Source organism: Acrocarpospora catenulata, from assembly GCF_018476525.1.
In the GTDB taxonomy this organism is placed as follows: Bacteria; Actinomycetota; Actinomycetes; order Streptosporangiales; family Streptosporangiaceae; genus Acrocarpospora; species Acrocarpospora catenulata.
The window spans coordinates 1-21,539 of the sequence record NZ_JAHCST010000008.1 but is presented as its reverse complement, the minus strand read 5'-3'; the positions used below and the strand labels follow the sequence as shown (position 1 = coordinate 21,539).

Sequence of the window (21,539 nt, the reverse complement as noted above, 5' to 3'; positions counted from 1 at the left end):
GGTCACGACCAAACCGGCGACCCAGCGCAAGGAACCGGTCTCCCGGCTCCTGGCCGGGCGCTGCGAGCTCTGCGGCGGCATCGACGGCATCGTCGTCCACCACGCCCGCAGCCTCGCAGCCCTGACCGACCGCAGGCAGCCGCATCCGGACTGGGTGACGGTGATGCTCAAGAAACGATCACTTCGCCGGTGGCCTACCGGTGCCCCGATGACCGCGTTCGTCGACCACGGCACCCCGGCGGGACCGGCGAGGCCGCCGCCCTGATGCTGCGCCCAGGCAACGCCGGCTCCAACACCGCCACCGACCACATCACCGCCGGACGACTCGCCCTCACCCAAATCCCCTCCCGCCTGCACAAACAGGTCCTAATCCGGACCGACTCCGGCGGCGGCACCCACGCCTTCCCGGACTGGGTGACCCGCAGACGCCTCAAATACTCGATCGGGTTCACCCTCACCGAGGACATCCAGGCGGCCATCCTCGCCCTCCCGGCGGACATGTGGGAGATCGCCTACGACGCCGACCGGCGACCCCGGCCCGGCGCCTGGGTCGCCGAGCTGACCGGGATGCTCGACCTGACCTCCTGGCCGAAGGGATGCGGGTGATCGTCCGGAAGGAGCGCCCCCATCCCGGCGCACAGCTCCGCTTCACCGACATCGACGGGCACCGCTTCACCTGCTTCGTCACCGGCACCCGCCCAGGTGGCGGGCGCGGACAGCTGGCCGACCTGGAACTGCGCCATCGTCGCCGCGCCCGCTGCGAGGACCGCATCCGCACCGCCAAGTCAGAAAGGGACAACCGCGGGCCCGTGGAACCCCGTCAACCCGACACGACAGCCGGGTAATGACGCTGACCCGACCTCGAAACCAACGCTCAGCCGGACCGTTCACCCGACCACGGGAAGATCACGAAAGTTCCAGGTTAGTCCCGCCAAAAGCCTGACAAAAACGCGACAATCTCAGACTCTTTCAACCTCACCTTCTCTCCTGGTTCTACGGTGACCATTGGTTCCTCCGAGGAGAAAGGTGTCCCTGATGACAAACGGGAACGTTCCAGAGAACGAGATGAGAATCGAGCTCACCTTCACCGATCAGGGTGGACGATGGGTTGACTCGGTGCCGGAAGGCATCTCTCTCGGCGCACTCACCCTCCACGGATGGGAGGTGCACCCGGTCAGTGCCCTTCCGGACGTTTCTGGCGGCATGGACTGCTACCTCATAAAGGTCAACTACGAGCTGGAACTCGCAGCCGACTCGGCTCCCCTGACTTGGTACGAGGCTGGCTTCGCGTTCACGACTGATTCGGGCAAGCCGGTCACGATGGTGGACGCCCTCCCTCGCTCGACGAGCGACCGAGCCGACGAGGGCCTGTACACGCTCACCGACTGGCTGCACCTCGTGCCGTATACGGCGGGCGGTGGGATTCAGCTGGTGCTTCCCCAGATGTGGGACGTCGTCCATGCCTTCGGCATCGGTGGTCCGCAGGTGCGGTGGAGGCACCTGGCGAGACCGGGTGAAGGAGTGGGAGCGGGCTCGGGCGTCGCGTGGATCGTCGCGCTGGTTCCGAAGGGCTCCCCGGAAGTACTGGTCGAGTTCTCGGTCCGGTACGCGCTCAACATCGACGACATGATCGACGCGATTCCCACCCAGGGGACGAAGCAGTTCCCGTTGAAGCTGCGAGAGGGCATCGTTGATCGGCTGGTCATCGAACCGGTCACCGTCGGCGAGGAACCGCGGCCCAGCATCAAGGGTGGGCCTCGTGTCTTCATGTGCTATGCCCACGACGACGGGGAGCGTGTTCGTCAGGCTTTCCAGTTCGGCGAGTTGCTCGTACGGCTCGGCGTGGATCTTCACATGGACAAGACCTCAGAAGGCCCCCGCCAGGATTGGTTTGATTGGGCCATCCAGCAGATCCGGAAAGCGGACTTCATCGTGATCATCGCTTCGCCCAAGTGCAGGGCTGCGGGTGACGCAGAGATCGACGACCAGTCCCACCCGGGGATACGAACCGAGCTGGCGATGATCAAAAGCAAGCTGCATGAAGACCGGAAGCTTTGGACATCAAAACTGCTCCCTGTCGTCCTCCCGGGCGAGAATGTGTCCAACATTCCGCTCTTCCTCTCACCGAGTTGCGCCGACTACTACGTGATCGACGAGGTGGCCGAGGAAGCCCTGGAGAGCCTGCTTCGCGCCATGGGGCGGACTGAGTCCGGGGAATGGCCCCGAACTCAATCCGCCGGCGATGAGTTCAGCTAAGCGTCAGCCGCTTCGTCGCCTTCGACCACGGCGGGTATCTCGTCGAAACCGGAGCGCCGGTAGTTGGGGTGGTCCTCGTCGACCGACTTGGCCAGGTGCAACGGCACCGGCGACATAGTGCGGTCATCCCAGGAGATGGCCTGCTCGCACATCCTCGCGGTGAGAACGGCAAGCGCCTCGGGAGGCCACGAGCCCGCTTCGACGACGACGATCTCTTTGGCGGTGTACGAGTGCCACGGGTCGTTCATCGCTGTATTCGCGTCCACGTCTTTCGACAGGTTCCAGCGGGTTCGCTGCGCCCCTCGTCTCCCATTCTTGGCTCGGTACCTGACCGAAGTGCCGGGGAAGAGCCATGAGGGGACTACTGAATCCTTCAACTGGTAGATCTTCCGTCCGGGGGCGGCGGGCTGGTTCGCATCCCCGGGCTTGTTGCTCCTTTCTACTCGGGCGACCGGTCGGCCGATCTCCTCGGTCTCCGTGTTCAGGCGGACGACCGCCACGTCACCGCCTCGTTCGCGCAGGAGGTCACCGGGCAGGGGCCCGTCGCCCACTTGGGGGTCTTTGAGTCCAGGCCAGATGCTCCGGGCTGCCCGGGTGCCGATGAAGACCACCATGGGCGTGTCCGCGAAGTCGCCCGTGGCGAGATCGCACAGGCTGTTCTCGATCAGGGTCCGCGTTCTGATGGCTTTCTCCCCGGAACGACCTAGCCGTGAGGAGCCGATCGGTCCGGCGTAGAAGCTGGTGATCCCCTCAGCAGACCGGACCCAGCCGCGCGACAGGTCACTCCAGACCAGGATCCGGCAGGATTCGAGGCTGGCAGGGTCTATGTAGACGGCGACCATGATCAGGACGAGGACCGGGTCTCCGTTCCCGGTTTGCTGCCGGCGGAGATGGATGCCGACCAGCAGGGTCTTCCGATTCAACGGATACTTCAACCGGCTGGTGGTCAGCGCGTCCAGGAGGCGTCTGTCGAGGATTCCCGCGGCCCTGAGGAGGTCTCTCAGGGCCGCGCGGGAGACGTGCTCGTACACTTCTTCGTTTCGCGGCTCGGCGTTCTTCGGCAGCACCGGAGGGTCGGTCGCCATGAACTGCGAGGGGATGCCGAGGTGCGCGAGCAGCGTCCTCATGTGCGGTTTCGCGTCGAGTTCCGGACGGTCGGCCAAGGGGTGGAAACTGGTCTCCGCCCAGACGGCCACCAAGTGGTGCGGATCGCTCGACATCTTGCGGAGTTGGTCGAGGTACTCGAGTCGGTTCACCGTGTTGTGCGAGACGAGCTCGTCCGACCATACGGCGACGACATCCAGGCGATCGTTGATCTTGATGCCGGGGCCGCCAGGAGTTGGGCGGATCGGACGGCCGGTGAGCGCCTTGAGCCCTGCGAGCATGCGCCGCCTGGCGTCGGGCGTGGAGTAGAGGCAGACGAGGGTGACGTGTTTGTAACCGCTCGGCCCAACTCCGTCGGAGGGGATCCCGTCGATCATGAACTTGCGCACCGGCTGCGGGAGCTTGATCCGCTTGTCCAGTTCGTAAGTCAGTGGTTTGAGTTCCGGGATGGTACGCAGGATGTGCTTGTACAGGTAGTACATGAACCTGGGCCCGGGCCCGCTGCCGATGGACTGGTATCGGCTGTAGGTGAGCTGGGGGCGGACGATGTCCGGCTTCTCTGGGAGTTCGGCAGGTAGTTCCAGAGCCTTGAGCTGGCAGGCCTCGAGGATGGCGGCGATGGCCGGGTCCAGGTGGGAGACCCATTCGTCGGTCTCCTTGTCCTTCCGATGCCGCACCGGAAGCCGCAGGATGGGGGTCGCCCCTTCCTCCCGGGCGATCCAGGCGTGTTTCGTCTGCCTGCCGTACCAACGGGGTGAGAGGCGGGAGAGATGGGCGTCGAAGCAGAGGACGGGATCCTCGACACCGACCTTCGTGACCAGCTTGACGGTCAGCTTGGCCATGGCGAACGCCGTCTTGTCGCCCGTGGTGCGAGCCAGCAGATCGTCCCAGGCCAGGAGCGAGCCGTCGGTGTCGATCCGCAGGGCCAAGGTCCGCTCGTCGTCGATCAGGAGCGGTGTGCTCGCCACCCGGCGCATGATCTTCCACGCCGCCGTCCTGTAGACCCAGCCAGGTGCTGTCGGCGCTCGCCTGGTGCTCAGGGCGATGTAGTCGCTGAAGGCACGCGCGGGTTCCGGTTCCGGTAGCTGCTCGGCCAGGACAAGGGATCCCTCGCCGTCCCGGAGGTGACGTTCCCAGGCTTGTACCGCTGTCCGAAGTCTACGATCGAGGGCGTTGTCGCTGGTCAGCAGCAGTGATCGGCTTCCGGCTGCGACTTCGTCCGCGGCAAGGTTGCTCTCCCCGAACAGGCGGACGGGGTTGCCGGTGGCGGCGATGAGTCCTGTCGCCAGAACGGCGTAGGGAGGCTGCTTGCCGTACAGGCGGGGAAGGGTGTCCCAGGCGGCCGCGAAGTCCTGGGTGAGCGGATACGCCGTCACGGTTCCGACCACCCCGTCCAGGTGTTCGCGGGGAATCCGAAAGGCGAGCGTGATCAGCACGTCGGGGCTCCGTTCTCGGTGGCGTAGTCAAAGAAGGCCGTCAGGGTCGTGTCGTAGTAGGTCTCCATGTCCTGGAGTTCGCTCGTGTCCTGCCATCTGGTCTTGAGACGACGGATCAGTGCGGCAAAGTCGGTCCCTCTGCCGCTGTCGAGCATCGCGCCGTCCACCAGGTGAAGAGCGGCGTTCGTGCCGCCGCGGCGGGCGCGGCCGATGAGTTGGATGGCGCCGTTGATGGTCTCGGCGACCACTCCGAGCTTGACCTCGTCCGGTTGTGCGTGGAAATAGGGGGGACGGTGGATGATCTTTTCCAGGTACTGGCCCGCGACCTTTCTGCGCCGCGTCAGAAGGTCTCGAGGATCGACGGATGGCCCGCCGTATTCAAAGTGGGCCTTGGCCTGGACGTGTGCGAGGAGTTCGTTGGGTTCGTCGATCAACGGGACCGGCCGGACAATCAGCCAGACCGAACCGAGAGCTGACTTGTCGTCCTTGCCGATGATGTTCACACCGCGTTGCACGCGGGCGAGCGGGGCGATCAGGATGTCGGCCTTGTCATCGTCCGGAAAGAGTTCCAGACGGTCAGCCTGGATCTCTCGCCACCGGCCGGCGTCGATGATCTGTCGAGTCTCGTCATCATCAGGCGGTACAGCCAGGCAGATGCGATGTGACTCGACGCCTGCATCAGCAAGTCCTTCGGCTACATGCCGCGCCCCGGCGTAGGAAGTGGTGGCGAGCAGGACTCGTGCCCTATCGCTGTCCTCCCTACGAAGGCGGCTCAGTTCCGCCTCCAGGTAGGTGTTCCACAGCCGAGATGCGATTCGTTTCGTCGCCGAGACGCGCATGGCTCCGTCCAAGCCGGAGATCCGGGCGAGATTCTCCAGTTCATCGATGATCGGGGCCGCGACGATGCGTACTGCCTCGGGATTACGGTCGGTCACCCACCATTTGGGCTTGACGTGCACGTGGTGGTGTGGAGCCCAGGGGAAATACGCGGTCGCGGAGAGGCCGAGCACAATTCTTCTGGTCTCGGCATGGGCCAGGGCGGTCGTGTCGCCGAGGGTGACGACGTAGGTGTGGGGATCCCCGCCGAAGGCTGCGGTGGTCAACCGGGCGAAGTCGCCGCCGGTGTCGTCGTGGTACTCGGTGAAGGCGAAGACGAGGCGTCCGAGTGGCCCGGTGGGGGTCACCCGCCATCGTCCGTAGATCCCGATCGCGTCTGCGATCTTCTGGGCGGACTCGACACCGATGTCCACCAGTTGAGCGTTGCTGGCCATCAGACGGTGCAGATAGACACGAGCACGCTCCAGGATGGCGCGGCGCAGGATGCGATTGATCACCTTCGGCCGCTCGTTGCTGGGGACCGAAGCGGCGAGTTCCTCCAAGGCTTCGCGTGCCGCCCTGATCGCCAGGCCGCCTGATCCGCCGGTGACCACGGCGGCGAGCCTGTCACGAGCCTCGTCGAAGCTTTCCGGCTCTCCGGGAAGAGGAGCTCGCTCGCCGAAGAAGAGTGAGCGGAACATTGCCATGTGCCGCCAGGTGACCTCCTCGCGCTCGATGTCGAAGATTTTGGCGGTGAGCCAGTTGTCCCAGCGTCTCGGGACGATCCAGTTCCGTCGCGGTCCGCGCGGTCGCGCCTTCTTAGATGGGGAGATCGCGCCGATCCGCTGATAGGAGATGTGGCTCACGTAGGTTTCCGACAAATAGCGGAGCCCGAAGTAGGCGTCGCGTACCGTGGCGTCGATGTCGCCGTGGAGGCGCCCGAAGGCGGTGCCGAAGTCGGAGTCGAATTCACGGAGCGGTGTGTTGATCCGCCCGCCGTAGTCGAGCAGCAGGCCACGTCCCGACTGGTCGATGACGGTCCGCTGGAAGCGGTCGATCTCGTCGATGACCACGACCTGGCAGCGGCGCATGATGAGTTCCTCGACGGTGACCCGGTCGTTTGGACCGCATCCGTCGTCCACCGGAGCCTGGAGGATGCCGAGCAGCAGGTTGGCGTGGGACGTCACGATGATGTCGGCTGAGCAGGCTGCCCTGACCTGGCGGTATCGTCCGCACGTGGTCCGCCAGGGGCAAGCCACTGTCTCGGGCCGCTTTCGGGCCGGCCGGGGGCGACGGAGCTTGGCGCAGGGTTCGTAGCCGGGTCGCCAACCGTCGATGCCGCTTTCCGTCGTGGCGATCGCGGCCAGCCCGCAGCCGTAGCCGAAACGTTCCCACACCCAGTCCGCTGTGGGGCCGGAGGACGAGGTCTGCAACGCGGTGTCCGCGACCTTCAGCATCGCACGTGGAGACACCAGGGGAACTGGGGATTTCACCGGTCTGCCGGGAATGACGATCTTCAGGGCCCGTTCGATCCGATGGGTCATCTGGACGACGTCGCCGTTGGTGGGCAGCACGAAGGCCACGCTCACGTTGTTCTTCGCGGCCCAGCAGGCGAAGCTCTCGACGAGCACGACCGATTTCCCGAAGCCGGTGTAGGCCAGCAACTCGTTGAGCGTGCCCGCGGTGATGTCCAAGCCCGTGACCTGCTTGTTCCCGCTCGTCTGAATTTGATCGGCGAATCGTCGCACGCATGCCTGGCGGTACGCGGGCTGGCCCTCCTTCTCCATTGCTCGATCGATGGTGGTAGCGATGGCCTCCAGATCCGCGAAAGAGACCCAGTGGTCCAGCAGTGGCGGAGCATCCTCGATCCTTGGTAAGTTGCGGGTCGGCTCCTCATGGTGAGACTGCAGCTCAAACTCGAAGTCGACGAAGGTCTCGGCGGCACCGTCCAGACCGGGCATCCGGAGGGTGGCGTAGTGGGTTCCCGGCTGGGCCACCGACAACTCCCGGCGGCTCTCCGCGTACCAGGCGTCCAAGTCGGCCAGATGCTTGTCGATGAACGCGGTCAACGGCATGCCCGGATCGACCAAGATCTTCGCGTCGTCCTTGGACTCCTCCCTCACAAAGTCCTCATCAGGTTCGCAACCGGCGATGGAGGCCTCGTCCAGCAGCCGGTCCAGCACCTCTCCGGCGGCCTCGGCGTTCGCCAGCTGGTTCGGTCGACGTCGAAGCAGTTTGGCGAACCTCTTAGTGTCGGCTTCCGCGAGGTCCTGCCAACCTGACCAGTCCGCGATGTGACCGTCGAGGATGAAGAGGACATCACCTCGGGTGGTGGTACGGCCAAAGCCTTCGCCAACGTCGCTGGGAAAGAATCTGGCGGCCAGCCCGATCGCGGCACCGAACAGCAGTGGGGCAACCTTCTGCTTGTTGTCCATGTCGTCCTACTCCGATCGTCCGCTCGTCTGAAGGGCTCGCCTCACTTGCGCCAGGAAGCGCTTCTCTGTGGTGACGGACAGGCTCGGAAGCGCCGCACGAAGGGTTTCGTGCTGGTGCTCATGCGTCTTCGGCAGGAGCACACGTGCCCGCGGCGGCTTGGCCTTGAGGTCGGAGATCAATCGATGTGTTGATCGATACTCCTTCACGTCCACGGTGAATTCGTGATCGCCTGCCGTCACGTACAGGTCGTAAGAGTCGAAGTCGGGCCAGAGGTCGACCCGAGCGCCGAGACGCTGGAGTTGCTTGTAGATCCGCAGCTCGCTCGATCCAGGGACGACGATGAACCGCCACACGCCCATGTCCAGGCAGACGGCGTCCTCCGCTGCACGGGTTTCGGGCGGTTTTCGCGGGCCGGAGCTCTCATCGATCCGCCGGAGGGTGGGTCTGCCGTTGGCGCGTGCCTTGGTCACTTCGTATACGTAGGAGTGCGGCCGGTAGCCACACCGAACGCCCCCCCGCGACACCATCATCGGCCAGCGGCAGTCGGGACACGGCCACCACCAAGCCTTGCCCGTCTCCGTCCGGTGCAACTGGCGACGGGGGATGGGCTGGTAGCTGGACGCAACGCGGATCTCGGCTTTGCTCACCAGGTCTCCGATCTCCCCCGCAACGCCGGCCGGATGTTCGATGAGAAGCCGACGGGAAGCCACGTAGACCTCCTGCTTCTTCATTGCGGTCATCGCGGTGAAGACCTGGTGCCTGATCTGGTCGGAGCGCATCCGCGTCCAGTCCGGCAGCCAACTTCCGGAGTCGGTCAGAACGTTGAGCGGCATGACGTATTCGCAGATCAGATCCTGCACATCGGGGGAGAGTTCGTTCTCGTCGGCCAGGAGGGACATCTGGCCGACGGGATCGTCGCTGTCGGCGAAGATCGGCAGCTTGTTGAGGGGAATGCGCAACGCGCGCACCAGATCGAGTGGCGTATTCGGTGCCCGGCCTGGCCCCTGGGCCTCCATGATGACGCCCGTCATCCTTGCGATCTCGTGCATGGCCCTTTTGGGGCGCGTTTCCCGTACTGTCCAGGCGTAAGCCGCACGTAGCGCGGCTGTGACGACACGACGACGTCGTTCAGAGAGTTCGCCGGAAGGCGGAGCGAGCCAGGCGGTCATGATCCACTCCTCATTTTGGCGTCCGGACACCAACGCGTGAAGACGCACGTTCGGCACTCCTTGCCGGGCTTGGTGGCACGTGCCAAATCGCTGTGCCACCCGGCCACCTCGGCCTGTATGACCTTCCGCGCCTCGGCCACCAACTCGGAGTTGTGCACATCGAACTCAGTGAGAACGGGACCGTTGGCGGTGAGCCGTTCGAGCTCTACCCGGCACCCGGCGTTCCCGCCGCCCAAGGCACCCTCGGCGGAGAGGACGATCGCGAGGGCGATCTGCGGGAACTTCTTGAGCAGGTCGCCCTCGAACAGGTATCGCGAGGTCTTGGTCTCGCGCAGCCGCCACACGCCCTCGCTCAGGTAGAGCAGATCGACCTTGTCGATGACCACTACTTGGGCGGCGGGGTCGTAGACGACTATCGGATGCTCGGGGTAGACCTCCATCTCCTGGCCCGCATCCCGGAAGGGGCAGACGAGAGAGTGATCCCCGATCATCCTCATGCCCAGCTTGGCCTGCAGCGTGTCCTCCGCGAACCGCTCGTCACGTGTGAGGTCCGGAACGTCGTCCGCGCGACACGCCTGCTGGGGCGAGCGCAGGTGCTTGACTTCGATCCACTCGTGTACGGCATGGCCGCGCTCGACTGCCGGACTCTGCTCCGCGCTGCCGTCCCGCGGAAGCTTGAGGTCGCGGTAGTAGGGGATCGGTCCGCATTTGCGGTGCTGGCGTGTCGTGGTCAGCGACCAGGTACGGAGCGGCTTGGACGCATCGTTGACCCCCAACAGCCCTTCTATTGACGGCACCGCCGGGCACATATCGATCAGTGGGCACTCCGCGCAGTCGGTGCCCGGCCGACGCACATTGCCTGCGGCCACAGCGCGCAGCAGTTCCTCCGCCTCGCGCTGATATTTGTGGATGGCAGCCTCGGGAGTGTCATCGAAGAGCACGTTGGCGGTGCCGTCCAGGCATCCGATCTCGACCACCCGCACCTGGTGCGGACGCTCTGACCTCCCAAGAGTCGCCGGGCCCTTCTTCCAGAGTTTGCTCAAGGCCGGCCTTGCCTCGGCCAGGACGGCGGCGGCGAGAGCGATCTCGGGTTCGTTCCGGGGTCGGTCCTCGACGCTTCCCATCCGGAGGATCCGAAGTTCGCGTACCCGGTCCTTCTCGAAGCGCCGACCGGTCACCGTCTCCTCGTGCACCACGGGGATTCCGTCGTGCGAGGTGTCGAGCCGTCTGACCCAATCACGCGATACCGGCTCCAGGTGCGCCGAGTCCTTCACGCTGTTCAGGTACTGCCGGACCGCGTGTTCGGTCCATCGGGCGAGTGCCGGATGGACCGGCTTCCTGCCCTGCTGCAGCCCTTGGCTCAAAGCCAGGACTTCCGGCTCCCCGTCTAACTCCATGCGATCGAGCACGTTGTGGAACGGTCCCATACTGTAGTCCGGCCTGTCTCGGTAGAGCGGACGGTCTCGTGCCAGATCAGGACGCACCTTCAGGGCCAGTCGCAGTGGGCAACTGCGCTCGCGGGCCGCCGCGATGGAGGGACGGAAACGCAGGAAGTTCTCTTCGCCAGTGATTCCCTCGGGGATCTGCCAGTTGGCCACGGCGATTTCCCTCCTTTCAGTGTGATAATTTTCGGTCCGATTGTCGGAAGAACAGGGGATAGCGGTATGACGGAGCAGTGGCTTCGCGGCCTATTCGTCGGGGTGAACTTCTATGCGAATAAATCGAACTTTCGTTCGCTTAACTATGCGGTCAAGGATGCGAAGGCTCTGCATGCCCTGTTCATGGACAACTGCACCGGTGAGTCAAATCTAGTGCTGGACGGGGAAGCTACCAAGGAAAAAATACTGACAGAAATACGACACCTCGCATGTGATAGCACACACGACAACACGGTCGTAATCGCCTTTTCTGGACATGGCTCCACGAGTGGTGAGTTAGTACCCCATGATGCGAATATCAACGATATGCACGATTCTGCGATCCCCTTGGAGCTCTTCGTCGAGGAGGTATCCAAGATCACTGCTCGGCGGGTCCTCGTCATGCTGGACTGCTGCTTCGTCGGCGGGGAGCTTGCCAAGGCGGTCTCGCGGCGGGTAGACGAGGACGGTGCGAGGGCTGGAGGGCCGAATGTCGAACAGGTGCTGGGAAGGATCACCGGTCGGGGTCGCCTAGTGCTCGCCGCCTCAGGCGAGGGACAGATCGCGTACGAGGGCAGGGGCACCAACCACGGACTGCTCACCCACTACTTCATCCAGGGCCTGCTCGGCGAGGGCGTGCCGGTGGAACGAGACAAGATCTCGCTGCTGCATGTGGCCTCGTCCGTCATGAGGAGGGTGTCGGCGCACCCTCGCCTGCCGAGGGGAATCGAGCAGAACCCGACGCTGAGTGCGCAGATCGACGACGAGATACGAATCCCCAAGTTCACGAAGGGCCCCAGGTACAACGATCTGATGCAGGGTACGGCCCTGCAGGCGGCCACCCCCGTGTTTAGCAGCCTCGCCAAGCTCGGCCTCCCCGATCAAGTGATCGCCGTGTGGAAAACACGGATGCCGAAGCTCAACACGCTTCAACTCGAAGCCGTCAACATGGGCGAGTTGTTCAGCGGCCAGAATCTCGTGGTCAGCGCCCCCACCTCATCCGGTAAGACCATGATCGGAGAGATGGCCGCGATCCGCTCGGTCGCCCAAGGCGGCCGCGCGGTGTTCCTGTTGCCGACCCGGGCCCTGGTCAACGAGCAGTACGAGCGCTTCGTCATGGACTACCAGACGAGCGGCATCAGAACGGTTCGCGCCACAGGCGAACTGCGTGACCAGGTGAGTGAGTTGCTGGCCGGGAAGTTCGACCTGGCAGTCTGCACCTACGAGAAGTTCATCGGCCTCCTGCACACGCGCCCTGATCTGTTCTCCCGCATCAACCTCCTCGTGGTCGACGAGATTCAGTCGATCATGCTTCCCGATCGCGGGCCACAACTGGAGATGCTGCTCACCTGGGCGCGACCCCGCCTGGATCGGGAAGACGCACCACAGGTGATCGGGTTGACCACCTCGATCAAGGGATGCGGCGAACTCGCGGAATGGCTCGGTGCCGCGCTGGTGGCAAGCGAGGAGCGGCCGACTCCACTCCGCGAGGGCATGGTCTGGCCAGGCGGTGGGCTCCTCTCGATCAGCGAGGATGGAAAGCAGCAACGCGACCACCTCCCCAACCTCGGCGACGCCGACGGGGACAACCTAGTCATCCGTCTCGTCAAGCACCTGACCGGTGGTGAGCGGAACGACCAGGTCATCGTCTTCCGCAGCACACGCAGAGCCGCCCGGAACCTCGCGCGAGAGCTGGCACGCCACCTTGGTTTCGCATCGGCCGAGACGACACTCGCGGCACTTCCTCGCGGAGACGAAGGCAGACTCGAAGAGCAGCTACGTGACTGCCTTGGCGGCGGCGTCGCCTTCCACCTCTCCGATCTCGACGAGGACGTGCGTCGCGTGATCGAAAAGTCCTACCGGCGCGCGGACAGCGAAATCCGCGTGCTCATCGCCACCACCACGCTGGCCCTGGGCGTGAATCTTCCTGCGGACTCCGTGATCGTCTGCGAACTGGAGCATCCTAGTGGCCAACGCTATTCCGTGTCCGAATACGACAACATGGCGGGCCGCGCCGGGCGTACTGGGTGGAAGGCGGAGGGGCACGCGTACATCGTCGCGGCCAACGAACGCGACGCCATCAGAAAAGTGGAGACATACATCCAGGCTGAGCCCGATCCTCTCCGCTCGGCCATGCGGGACGATGTCAAAGATCTGCGTGACACGATCCTGTCGATCATCGCGGGCCCCAGCAGCCGGCCCGTCGACGTCCGCGACTTCCTGAGGTCCACGTTCGCCTCGTTCCAGACCGGTGGGGAAGCCATGACCTTCCCCTTTTCCGAGGAGCGCATCGAAGCTGCGCTGACCAGCCTGCGCAAGGCGGGATTGGTGCGGGCAGCCGGATCTGGCCTCGCTCTCACGCAGCTCGGCGCCATCGCCGCGCGTACGGGGTTGAGCGTTGAATCGGTCACCATTCTCGCCGAAGCCCTTGCGGAGGTGCCCCTGGACGCGATGAGCAGGATGACGCTCATCTGCGCGGCACAGCTCGCGAAGGAATTGGAGGACAAACGATTCACAGCTCCGAACGGCCAGCCTCGAAAGCTGCAGCAACTGACGAACGACATGCGCGGCAAGCGAGTCGCCGACACGATTCTGAAACGTATGTCGATCGAGCCCGTAGAAGGCGATTCCTACATCTCCAGGGCACGGCGGAGCGTGGCTTGTTTCATGTGGACTCAAGGCGTCCTTCTCACTCAGATCGAGCAGAGGGTCAGCCTGAGCTCGCCGTATGAGGATGTGCACACCCATCCCATACGGCAGGCGGCCCAGCGCGCAGCCGATTTCATGAACGCCGTCATCGAGATCGCGATGTGTGTGAATCCAGCCGCCGACTTCGGGATGCTGCCGGACACCCTGCCCACGCAACTCGAACAAGGCATCCGGGGCAGTCTGGTTCCGATCGCCCGGGCGTCGGAGGTTCGGCTGCCACGGGTCGCCTACCTGCGGCTCATCCGCGAAGGCTTCACTTCGGTGGAGGGGGTCCTGGCTGCGGATCCTGCAGTCCTCAGGACTTGCCTGGAGGACGACGACCTGCTCCAGGGCGTGCTGGCGGCGGCAGAACGGGCCAAGGAAGCGATGGAGCAGGAAGCTGAGTCGGATGGTCAGATGCCGCCGACAGATGATTGATGGCTGGTCATCCGGTCCAGCCACGCAAGACCGTAGGAACGGTTGGCCTCCAATCCGGCGAAGGCGACCGTAGCCTCGCCTTCCTCGTTGAGCCGGACCACACCGTCGCAACGCAAGGGGTCACCTACTTCAAGTGGCAACTCGTTGTCGACGACCCACAGCAGACCCGGACGGAAGGCGGCGAAACGAACGGTGAGTTCGAAACGGGCACACGGGTATCGCGGAGTGCAGACGTAGAAGGGCATCGTTCCGCCGTTCATCACGACCTTGATGGCCAGTTCATGGCCCTCATGCTGCTGGAGCGGTCGCGATAGCCGTACTCGGAAGCCGGTTCTGGTGGTGGACAGCCTTTCCTGGGCCAGTCGGGTACCGCCACGAAGCACCTCGAAGTCCAACTCGGCAATGTATGAGTCCGCCAGAGAATAGGACTGGTCGATGTCGACCAGGCCGTCGCGGCGGCTGACGATGCCGCGCTCCTCCACTATCTCAACCTGCGAAGACGTGATCAGGACGCTGGTTTTCAGCCACTCGAGCTGCCAGGGTCCGTCACCTGAGACGTGCTGTCCGGCCAGCGGAGAGGTCGTGATCTCGTACGCCAGGTGCTCGAGCGCACTGTTGAGCCGACGGTGGACGGTACGGGGATGGCAGCGCAGCGTGCGGGAGACGTGCTTCACCCGTCGTTCAAGCCGCCATCCACTACCGCGTTCCAGGGCGAGCCCCCACCTGCTCAGCTCCGCCGCGGCCGGCGGCAGCCTCTCTGCCATGCGGAGAAGGAAGGAATAGATCTTCCTACTCTGTTGGTTGGGCCCGTCATCGGACGTCACCCCGGCGCACTGGCTCAAGGCCGGTCCGATCCGCTTCGTGACTCCCGGATCGCCGAAAGCGAAGCCCTGGCGGAGGGTCTTCAGCTCCCGGATGACGTCAATGGCTCTGACGTCCATCGGTCACCTCGACGATCTGACCGGGCTGCTGCATCCACGACCGGAGTCTCGCCTCTCCGATCACGGTCGGTTCCAGAGATTGTTGGAGGGAGTCGGCTCGCGCCCACTCGGCGAGTGCTTCCTGGAAGCGTTCGGAGGCCGCGGCGACGTTTCCCAGGCCGGTGAGCGCCCGAACGGTCTCGTATCGGCTGCCGGAATCCTCGGCCAGTTCCTTGGCCTGTCGGTAATAGTCGGCAGCGGCGTCGAAGGCGCCCCAATTGAAGTAGGCCCAGGCGATGCAGTTGAGCGACATCACGATGTCCAGAGGAAGATCAAGTCGCTGGAACTCGGTCAGCGCCTCCTGGCCCCGTTCCACAGCATCCCGATAGTCTGCGAGTTCGGTCTCGGCCAGGACGATGGCACGGAGGGTGATCGCGGCGTTCCGCAGATTGCCCAGCTTTCGGTAGGAGGCCAAGGCCAGCTGCAGTTCGCGGAGTGCGCTCTCGTAGTCGCCCAAGTAGAAGGAGGCCCAGGCAAGATTGGATAGGGCGCTCGTTTGTCCGTGCTCATCCCCCAAGTGGCGGAAAAGTCTCAGGGCCTCCTCGTAATGGCCGACCGCCGAGGCGAAATCGCCCTGGTCGACGTGGGCGATGCCGAGACTGTTCAGCGCGACCGCCAGGACGTCGTCGGCACCGGCCGCACGCGCCGACCTGACTGCGGCCTGATGCGTCTCGATCCACTGCGCCCAGAGCTTCGCGACGAAAAAATAGTCGCGTAATGCGAAGGCGAGTTGCCAGCACCGACGGTGAAACCCTCGTACAGCGGCCGTTTTGCACAGCTCGACCAGGGCGGGCCACTCTGTGTGGAACCAGTCCAACGCCAGAGCTCGGTCGCTGATCTCGGTCCGCAGGTGAGCGGATGTTTCGGCCGTCAGCGGCCGGTGGCGATGCGGATCAATGAGCCTTCCGCACGCTTCGGCGAGTACCAGGTTATGGTCGAGGAGCCGCAACAATGCGGCGTCGTGGTCCGATGTCGCCAGACCGGTCAGGGCCTTGTCGCAGGCGAACTCCCGCACCAGATCGTGCATGACGACGCGGTCTGCGGTTTCGTAGGACACGAGATTGGCTTCGCAGAGTCGATCCAAGGAGTTGCGAGCCTGGCCGAGGGTGACGCCCGAGAGGGCGGCGATGCTGGAGAGCGGGATTTCGCGCGTTGGGTACAGCGCGAGCAGCGCGAACAGACGGCGATCAGTCTCCCTCAGCTCGTCGAAGGACATCGCGAGGGCACCGGCGACGCTGCGATCTCCGTCGTTGATGGCCTCGATGCGGGGCATGTCCTCGGCGAAGCTCTGCGCGAACGCTTGGAGGGTCCACTGGGTGTTGAGGCCGAAGCGCGCGGCGGTGATGCGGAGGGCGAGCGGGAGCCGCCCACAGAAGTCGACGATGTGGGCCAGCAGGGGAGCCGCCACCCCCTCCGTCCGAGGTCCGGCTGTCGCGCGAAAAAGCATGACCGCCTCTTCCTGGGTCAGCTCCGCGAGGGGGATTTGCACAGCCTCGTCGAGACTGATCAACCGGTTGCGGCTGGTGATGATCAGCCGGCAGCCCGACTCGGCCGGTAACAGAGCCTTCACCTGGGCGGCGCTTCCCACATTGTTCAAGATGATCACCATGCGTCTGCCTCGCATGCTGTCCTGATAGAGCGCGATGCGGCCCGCCCGGTCCACCGGGATGTCCTCGCTGTGCACGTTGAGCAGCCTGAGCAAGGTGCCAAGCGCGTCGTACTCGCTGAGTTCGGGGACGCCCGGGGTGTGTGCGCCGAAGTCGAGCTGGAGCGTGCCGTCGGCGAAGGAGCAAACAGACTTCCACGCGGCCTCAAGGGCGAGAGCGGTTTTGCCGACTCCAGCCATCCCGGTGACCAGGCAGATGTTCGCGCGGCTCTTGTCGTGGAGGAAGGAGGTCAGCTGGGCCAGTTCCCTGAAACGTCCCACGAACCACTGCGTGGAAGGGGGGAGGCTGACCAGCCCCTGCGCGGGACGGCGGGCCGGAGAAGGAACCAGGGACATCAGCGCGCCACCCGCTCCCAGCGCCTCGTCCAGACTCTGTGCCAACTCAGGGCTGATCGCGACCCTACCGTTCTCCATTCTGCTGATGTAGCTCTTGTGATAGCCGACCGCCCTCGCCAGCTCCTCCTGCGTCCTTTCCTTTGCACGACGAAGACGTTGCAGCTCAGGGCCGAATTGAGTGGGGAGTTTCGCCATGACTTCATGATGCCCTATCCATCGCATTCTCTGTCGAAAGAATGGCGTTCTGGTCGGCGCGGGCGCGGCAGCCGGATGAAACTTGCGGATCAACCGCGCACCTGCTCGCACGACATGATCATCTGTCAAATGGATGCGTGTGCACTGTAAATACACCTCCCTGAGCCAGGGTCGATCTGAGTGCCTTCGTGAGCACTGTCACCTCAGAACGGAGGGCAAGTAAAGGAGTTTCCGAAAGAAACTTTCTTGGAAACCGTGAACCCCGCTTCTACCAGCGGAGTTTCTGACCCCGGCAGACAGTTGGAAACACCAGAGGAGACCTGTGAGCAGCCCGGCGAGCATTGGAACCCCGACCAGCATCACCCCAGCAGCCCACCACGGCGGCCCCAGGGGAGTCCTCCCCTGGGGGACGACAGACCAAGATCGACTAACTAGAAAATCCCTGTTGCCTAGGCGTTTCGCCGCAGATCACCGCCGTCGGATACCTCGCGCGCCCGGAGGTGGCACCGCAGTGGCCTCCCAGCCGGCGGCGTTACAGCGAGAGATCAAAGTAGAACAGGAAGGCGTTATATTAGGATAAGTCATCATTTTGACGGCCGCCTGCCGCCTATTGGCTCTTGGCTAGCCTCGATGTTTCGTGAGGTTGGCCGGGTCGCGTAGCGGACTGTCCAGCTGATGATTTTCAGTGGCCGGTCAGCCCGGCGGCCCGACTATCGCGTCGGGTGGGCGGGGTTCCACGAGCCCGGCCCTGTGCTCCTTCCTGGGGTTGTCGGGACGGTCGGGTGTCGGTCAGGGTGAGGGCAGGGTCTGCAGGCGGGTGATCGCGGCGGCGATCAAACCGGCCCACCGCCACTGCCCGGCCAGGCGGAGCCGGATTCTTCTCCCGCCCCTGACCAGGCGTCCAGCCGCGGAGAACAGGCGCAGCCGCAGCCGTTTGGGCTCCCACCGGCGGGCCGGGTCATCGTGCAGGGCCAGCATCTGGGTCCAGGCCATCAGCTCACAGGCCAAGGCGACCAGTTCAAGCCAGACCTGGTTGGCGGCGAAACCGTGCAGCGGCAGACTACGCAGCCCGGTGTCCTTGGCCGATCGGATCCGGTCCTCGCAGCGGGCCCTGCGCCGGTGCCGCAGTTCCAGGTCGGCGAGCTGACCTCGGCCGCCGCCCGGGCGCGTGCCGGTGACGAAACAGGTGAAGCGGTGCCCGTCGATATCGGTGAAGCGCAGCTGAGCGCCCGGGTGCGGGCGCTCTTTCCTGACGATGACGCGCATCCCCCTCGGCCAGGAGGAAAGGTCCAGCATGCCGGTCAGCTCCGCCACCCACGCCCCGTCCCGGACACCGCCGCCGGCGTCGTAGGCGACCTCCCACGCATCCTTCGGCAATGCCAGGATCGCGGCGCAGATGTCCTCGGTCAGTTGAAGCCGATCGAGTACTTCAGGCGGCGGGCGTTCACCCAGTTCAGGAACTCGTGGGTGCCGCCTCCGCAGTCGGTGCGGATGAGAACTTGTCTGTGCAGGCGCGCGGGGATTTGGTTAAGGGCCAGGCGGCCGGCCGTGATGTGATCGGCGGCGGTGTTGGCGCCGGCGTTGCCTTTGCGCAGCAGCAGCGCCGCGGCCTCGCCGGTCCCGCCCGTGCCGTGATCGATGAACGCGGTCATCGGATGGAATCCGAAACTCTTCTTCCAGGTCGGCGCCGCTGATTCCTTGTCCGAATGCGCGATCACGATGGTGGCGTCCAGGTCCACCGGGATCAGCGCGCCGCCCGCGCCCGGTGCGTGTTCTCCCGCCAGCTTCCAGACCTGTTCCCGCGCCGCCGCCCGCGCTGCGCGGATCAGGCGTAATGCTGTTGGTCCGGCCTCGGCCAGCGCGGCGATCAGGCGGGAGACCGTGGGGTCGGAGGCCACCGGCCCGAACAGCTCCGGTGAGGAGCGCAGCACCGCCACATCGGCCAGGCAGTCCCCGCCCAGCGCGAGGGTGACCGCTAGATCCGTGATGATCTTTCCGGGGTCGTGCACCGCCCGGGGCTTGCGCCATCGGGACAGAGCCTGTGACAAGTTCTGTCTTAGGCCGCTGACGCGCAGGGTCTCGATCAGAAGCAGTCCACCGGCCTGGCTGAGGATTCCCCGTCCGTCCGATGACACGACGATCTTGTGGCTGGAGGCGGTAGTCGCCGGGTAGCCCCGGATGATTGCTCATCCAGGGCCCCCTCAGAACCGTGCGTGCCACTCGTCGCGGCACACGGCTCAAGCAGATCGCGAGGGCGATCCGGGTGGCTGAGCTGGTCCTTGCCTGCGCTCGTGGCGCTTGCGCTGGCAAGTGGTGTGCACGAGGCGTGTTCGGATGTCGCCGGGCGGGCCGGGTTCCCGGTGGTGGGTGAGGTAGCTGGCGGCTATCGCCTTCCGGGTGACCTGCTGCCACCATCGTTCCCATTCTCGGGGCGATTGTGGTGGTTGGTCGGCGGTCAACAGGTGGTCTCCGCAGAGCGGGCACCGCGCGTTCTGCCTGGTGAGCAGGCAGAGCGTGTACTCATCCAGCGGAGGTTTCACCCGTTGCCGTCGTTTGGCCCAGTAGTCGGCCAGGGCAGGGTCGTCGGGGGACGCCGCGCCCTTGACGATGACATGCCGGTCGATGCCGGTCCAGGAGAACTTGGCCAGGTGGCCGCCGCTCACGCGGTCTCCGAACACCCAGTGGTCGTCTCGGAACCGGTTGAACTTGCCGTAACACCGGTTGGCGATCCAGCGTCGGGACTGGTTGCCGTGGCTGCGCTTGGCCCACTTGTAGGTGAGCGTCCACACGTAGTTGTCCAGGCTGGCGAACACCCTGGACGCCACCACGCCCCGGTAGTAGGCCGCCCATCCCCGGATGACCGGAGAGAGCGTCATGATGACCGCCGCCGCGTTCGCGCCGCGCAGGCGGCGCATCTCGGTGGCGAGCCTTTTCCGGAGCCGCCCGATCGCCGGTCGGCTCGGCTTGATCAGCAGCTTGGCTCGGTAGCGGCCTTCAGCCAGCCTCGGATCATCTCCCGGGCGGGGAAGTCACCGAGCGCCGTCAAAAGCCGGTCGTGGTCGATCCGATCGAATGCCGCCGCCAGGTCCGCATCCAGCGCCCAGACCCGTTTGGCCCGAGGGCCCTTGCATGCCTGGTAGATCGCGCCGATCGCGTCGTGGCAGCCTCGGCCCGGCCGAAACCCATACGATCGAGGCTCGAACTGGGCCTCCCATTCGGGCTCCAACGCGTTCCGGACTCGCGCCTGATGGCATCGGTCCAAGATCACGGGGATGCCGAGTGGCCTCAGCTTCGCAGGGTTGGAAGCCTTCGGTATGTGCACGCGCCTGACCGCGAGGGGCCGCCAAGTACTGCGGGTGGCCATGACACGTTCGGCCACCCCGGCCCTGGTCGAGGATGTCAGCGCGACTTCCCCATCGATCCCGGCGGTCTTGCGCCCAGCGTTGCGCTGCGTCACCTGGCGGACCGCGATCAGCGCGTTCGCCCGGCTGCGCAGCATCAGCCTCTGCAGGTTCCTGGCCTTGCGCCAGTCCCCTTCCCGTGTCGCCTTGAAGATCCGCTGCCGCATCCGCCGTACCTCCCGTTCGCAGGCCGCCCAATCGATCGAGTCCCACTCGACCTCAGCGGGATCCGCGAGCGCGAGGCCCTCTGGTCCGTTCACCGTGAGGTGTCCAACTTGTCCTTCGGTTCCGGCGTTCACCGCAGTCCGCTCTTCAAAGATCCACCTGCCCACGTCAGCCCCGCTTTCGCGTCCCGCACCCGCGGGTATCCGGCCGGTTGAACGGGACGAGCGGCGGAGGAACCACTCATCTGGTCCCGCCTTCCCGCTGCCTTTCGGCCGCCGGCATTGGCTTCTTGGGCATCCTGTCCCGCCAGGGGGTTGGGCCCTCCTTGCAGTCGGCTTACCGGCTCACGGCCGGACCCTGACGAGGTTTCCATGTTCCGCTCGCGTGAGATGCGGCTGGGGTCGGGCGTCCTCTGTACTCCGGGGACGGCGGTGTCCATGCAGCTGAGGTGCATCATCAGCTGTCGCCTGCCGCCTCTCAACGGCCGGTCCCTGTCACCCCGGATCACAACGACCCGCCCCGGAGTGCTTTTCTCACGAAGCATCAGCAAGGATTCACTGGCGTTCGCCCCATGCCCAGCCTTCCCCTCGCCTGTAACCCCCGGACGGAACAGGGGCCCTTGGACTTTCCCGTGAGCTCCGCACCTGCCGACCAGGAGACCGGCACGCACGTCACGGAGGGGACAGGTCTCAGAGTGCGTTGCGCGAGCATATGCCTGTGATGTCGCTATGTGATCGCATGGATTTGTAGCGTTACCGCCGGCCGGTGGGGTCTGCTGTGCTGGGATGGCCGGGTGACCGAGCGTAAGCCGTACCC

The 21,539-nt window shown here is 64.9% G+C and carries 10 protein-coding genes and 2 pseudogenes; 3 read left to right on the top strand and 9 right to left on the bottom strand.

Annotation, left to right across the window (positions count from 1 at the left end):
* Nucleotides 1-205: 205 nt before the first annotated feature.
* Together KIP79_RS46710 and KIP79_RS10240 are read left to right on the top strand one after the other, a co-directional pair.
* Nucleotides 206-785, top strand: a pseudogene (locus tag KIP79_RS46710) (transposase); the annotation flags it as partial.
* A gap of 250 nt (nt 786-1,035) precedes the next feature.
* On the top strand, nt 1,036-2,256 hold the full coding sequence (locus KIP79_RS10240; protein WP_214104482.1) for an SEFIR domain-containing protein: 1,221 nt from the start codon (nt 1,036-1,038) through the stop codon (nt 2,254-2,256).
* On the opposite strand, the gene KIP79_RS10235 is transcribed toward KIP79_RS10240, so the two are convergent.
* From KIP79_RS10235 to KIP79_RS49325, 4 genes are read right to left on the bottom strand one after another with little or no spacing between them, the layout of a single operon-like run.
* Nucleotides 2,253-4,796 carry an RNaseH domain-containing protein gene (locus KIP79_RS10235; RefSeq protein ID WP_214104481.1) on the bottom strand — a complete coding sequence of 848 codons (2,544 nt, stop codon included), beginning with the start codon at nt 4,794-4,796 and terminating at the stop codon, nt 2,253-2,255. The two genes, KIP79_RS10240 and KIP79_RS10235, sit on opposite strands and share 4 nt — an antisense overlap.
* Entirely contained in the window at nt 4,790-8,047 is a 3,258-nt protein-coding gene (locus KIP79_RS10230; protein WP_214104480.1) for a hypothetical protein, read from the bottom strand. The genes KIP79_RS10235 and KIP79_RS10230 overlap by 7 nt, the downstream gene beginning before the upstream one ends.
* Before the next feature lie 6 nt (nt 8,048-8,053).
* Complete coding sequence (locus KIP79_RS10225) at nt 8,054-9,217, bottom strand: restriction endonuclease-related protein (RefSeq protein WP_214104479.1); 1,164 nt, start codon at nt 9,215-9,217, stop codon at nt 8,054-8,056.
* The gene (locus tag KIP79_RS49325) at nt 9,214-10,815 is read right to left on the bottom strand and encodes a PD-(D/E)XK nuclease family protein (protein ID WP_214104478.1); all 1,602 of its coding nucleotides are present in this window, start codon (nt 10,813-10,815) and stop codon (nt 9,214-9,216) included. Before KIP79_RS49325 ends, KIP79_RS10225 begins: the two co-directional genes overlap by 4 nt.
* A 66-nt stretch (nt 10,816-10,881) precedes the next feature.
* On the opposite strand from KIP79_RS49325, the gene KIP79_RS10215 reads away from it, so the two are divergent.
* On the top strand, nt 10,882-13,980 hold the full coding sequence (locus KIP79_RS10215) for a DEAD/DEAH box helicase (RefSeq protein WP_214104477.1): 3,099 nt from the start codon (nt 10,882-10,884) through the stop codon (nt 13,978-13,980).
* Here the strand turns inward: KIP79_RS10215 and KIP79_RS10210 are convergent.
* From KIP79_RS10210 to KIP79_RS49320, 5 genes and pseudogenes are all read right to left on the bottom strand, one after another.
* Complete coding sequence (locus tag KIP79_RS10210; protein WP_214104476.1) at nt 13,956-14,921, bottom strand: hypothetical protein; 966 nt, start codon at nt 14,919-14,921, stop codon at nt 13,956-13,958. The two genes, KIP79_RS10215 and KIP79_RS10210, sit on opposite strands and share 25 nt — an antisense overlap.
* The gene (locus tag KIP79_RS10205; RefSeq protein WP_214104475.1) at nt 14,902-17,157 is read right to left on the bottom strand and encodes a helix-turn-helix domain-containing protein; all 2,256 of its coding nucleotides are present in this window, start codon (nt 17,155-17,157) and stop codon (nt 14,902-14,904) included. Before KIP79_RS10205 ends, KIP79_RS10210 begins: the two co-directional genes overlap by 20 nt.
* A 789-nt stretch (nt 17,158-17,946) precedes the next feature.
* Nucleotides 17,947-19,337: pseudogene (locus KIP79_RS10200) on the bottom strand (IS1380 family transposase).
* A gap of 57 nt (nt 19,338-19,394) precedes the next feature.
* A complete protein-coding gene (locus KIP79_RS10195; protein ID WP_308169669.1) occupies nt 19,395-20,105 on the bottom strand; it encodes a group II intron maturase-specific domain-containing protein in 711 nt (236 codons plus the stop codon).
* A 20-nt stretch (nt 20,106-20,125) separates the two neighbouring features.
* Nucleotides 20,126-20,818, bottom strand: coding sequence for a reverse transcriptase N-terminal domain-containing protein (locus KIP79_RS49320; protein WP_214104473.1), 693 nt, complete (start codon nt 20,816-20,818; stop codon nt 20,126-20,128).
* Nucleotides 20,819-21,539: the final 721 nt, after the last annotated feature.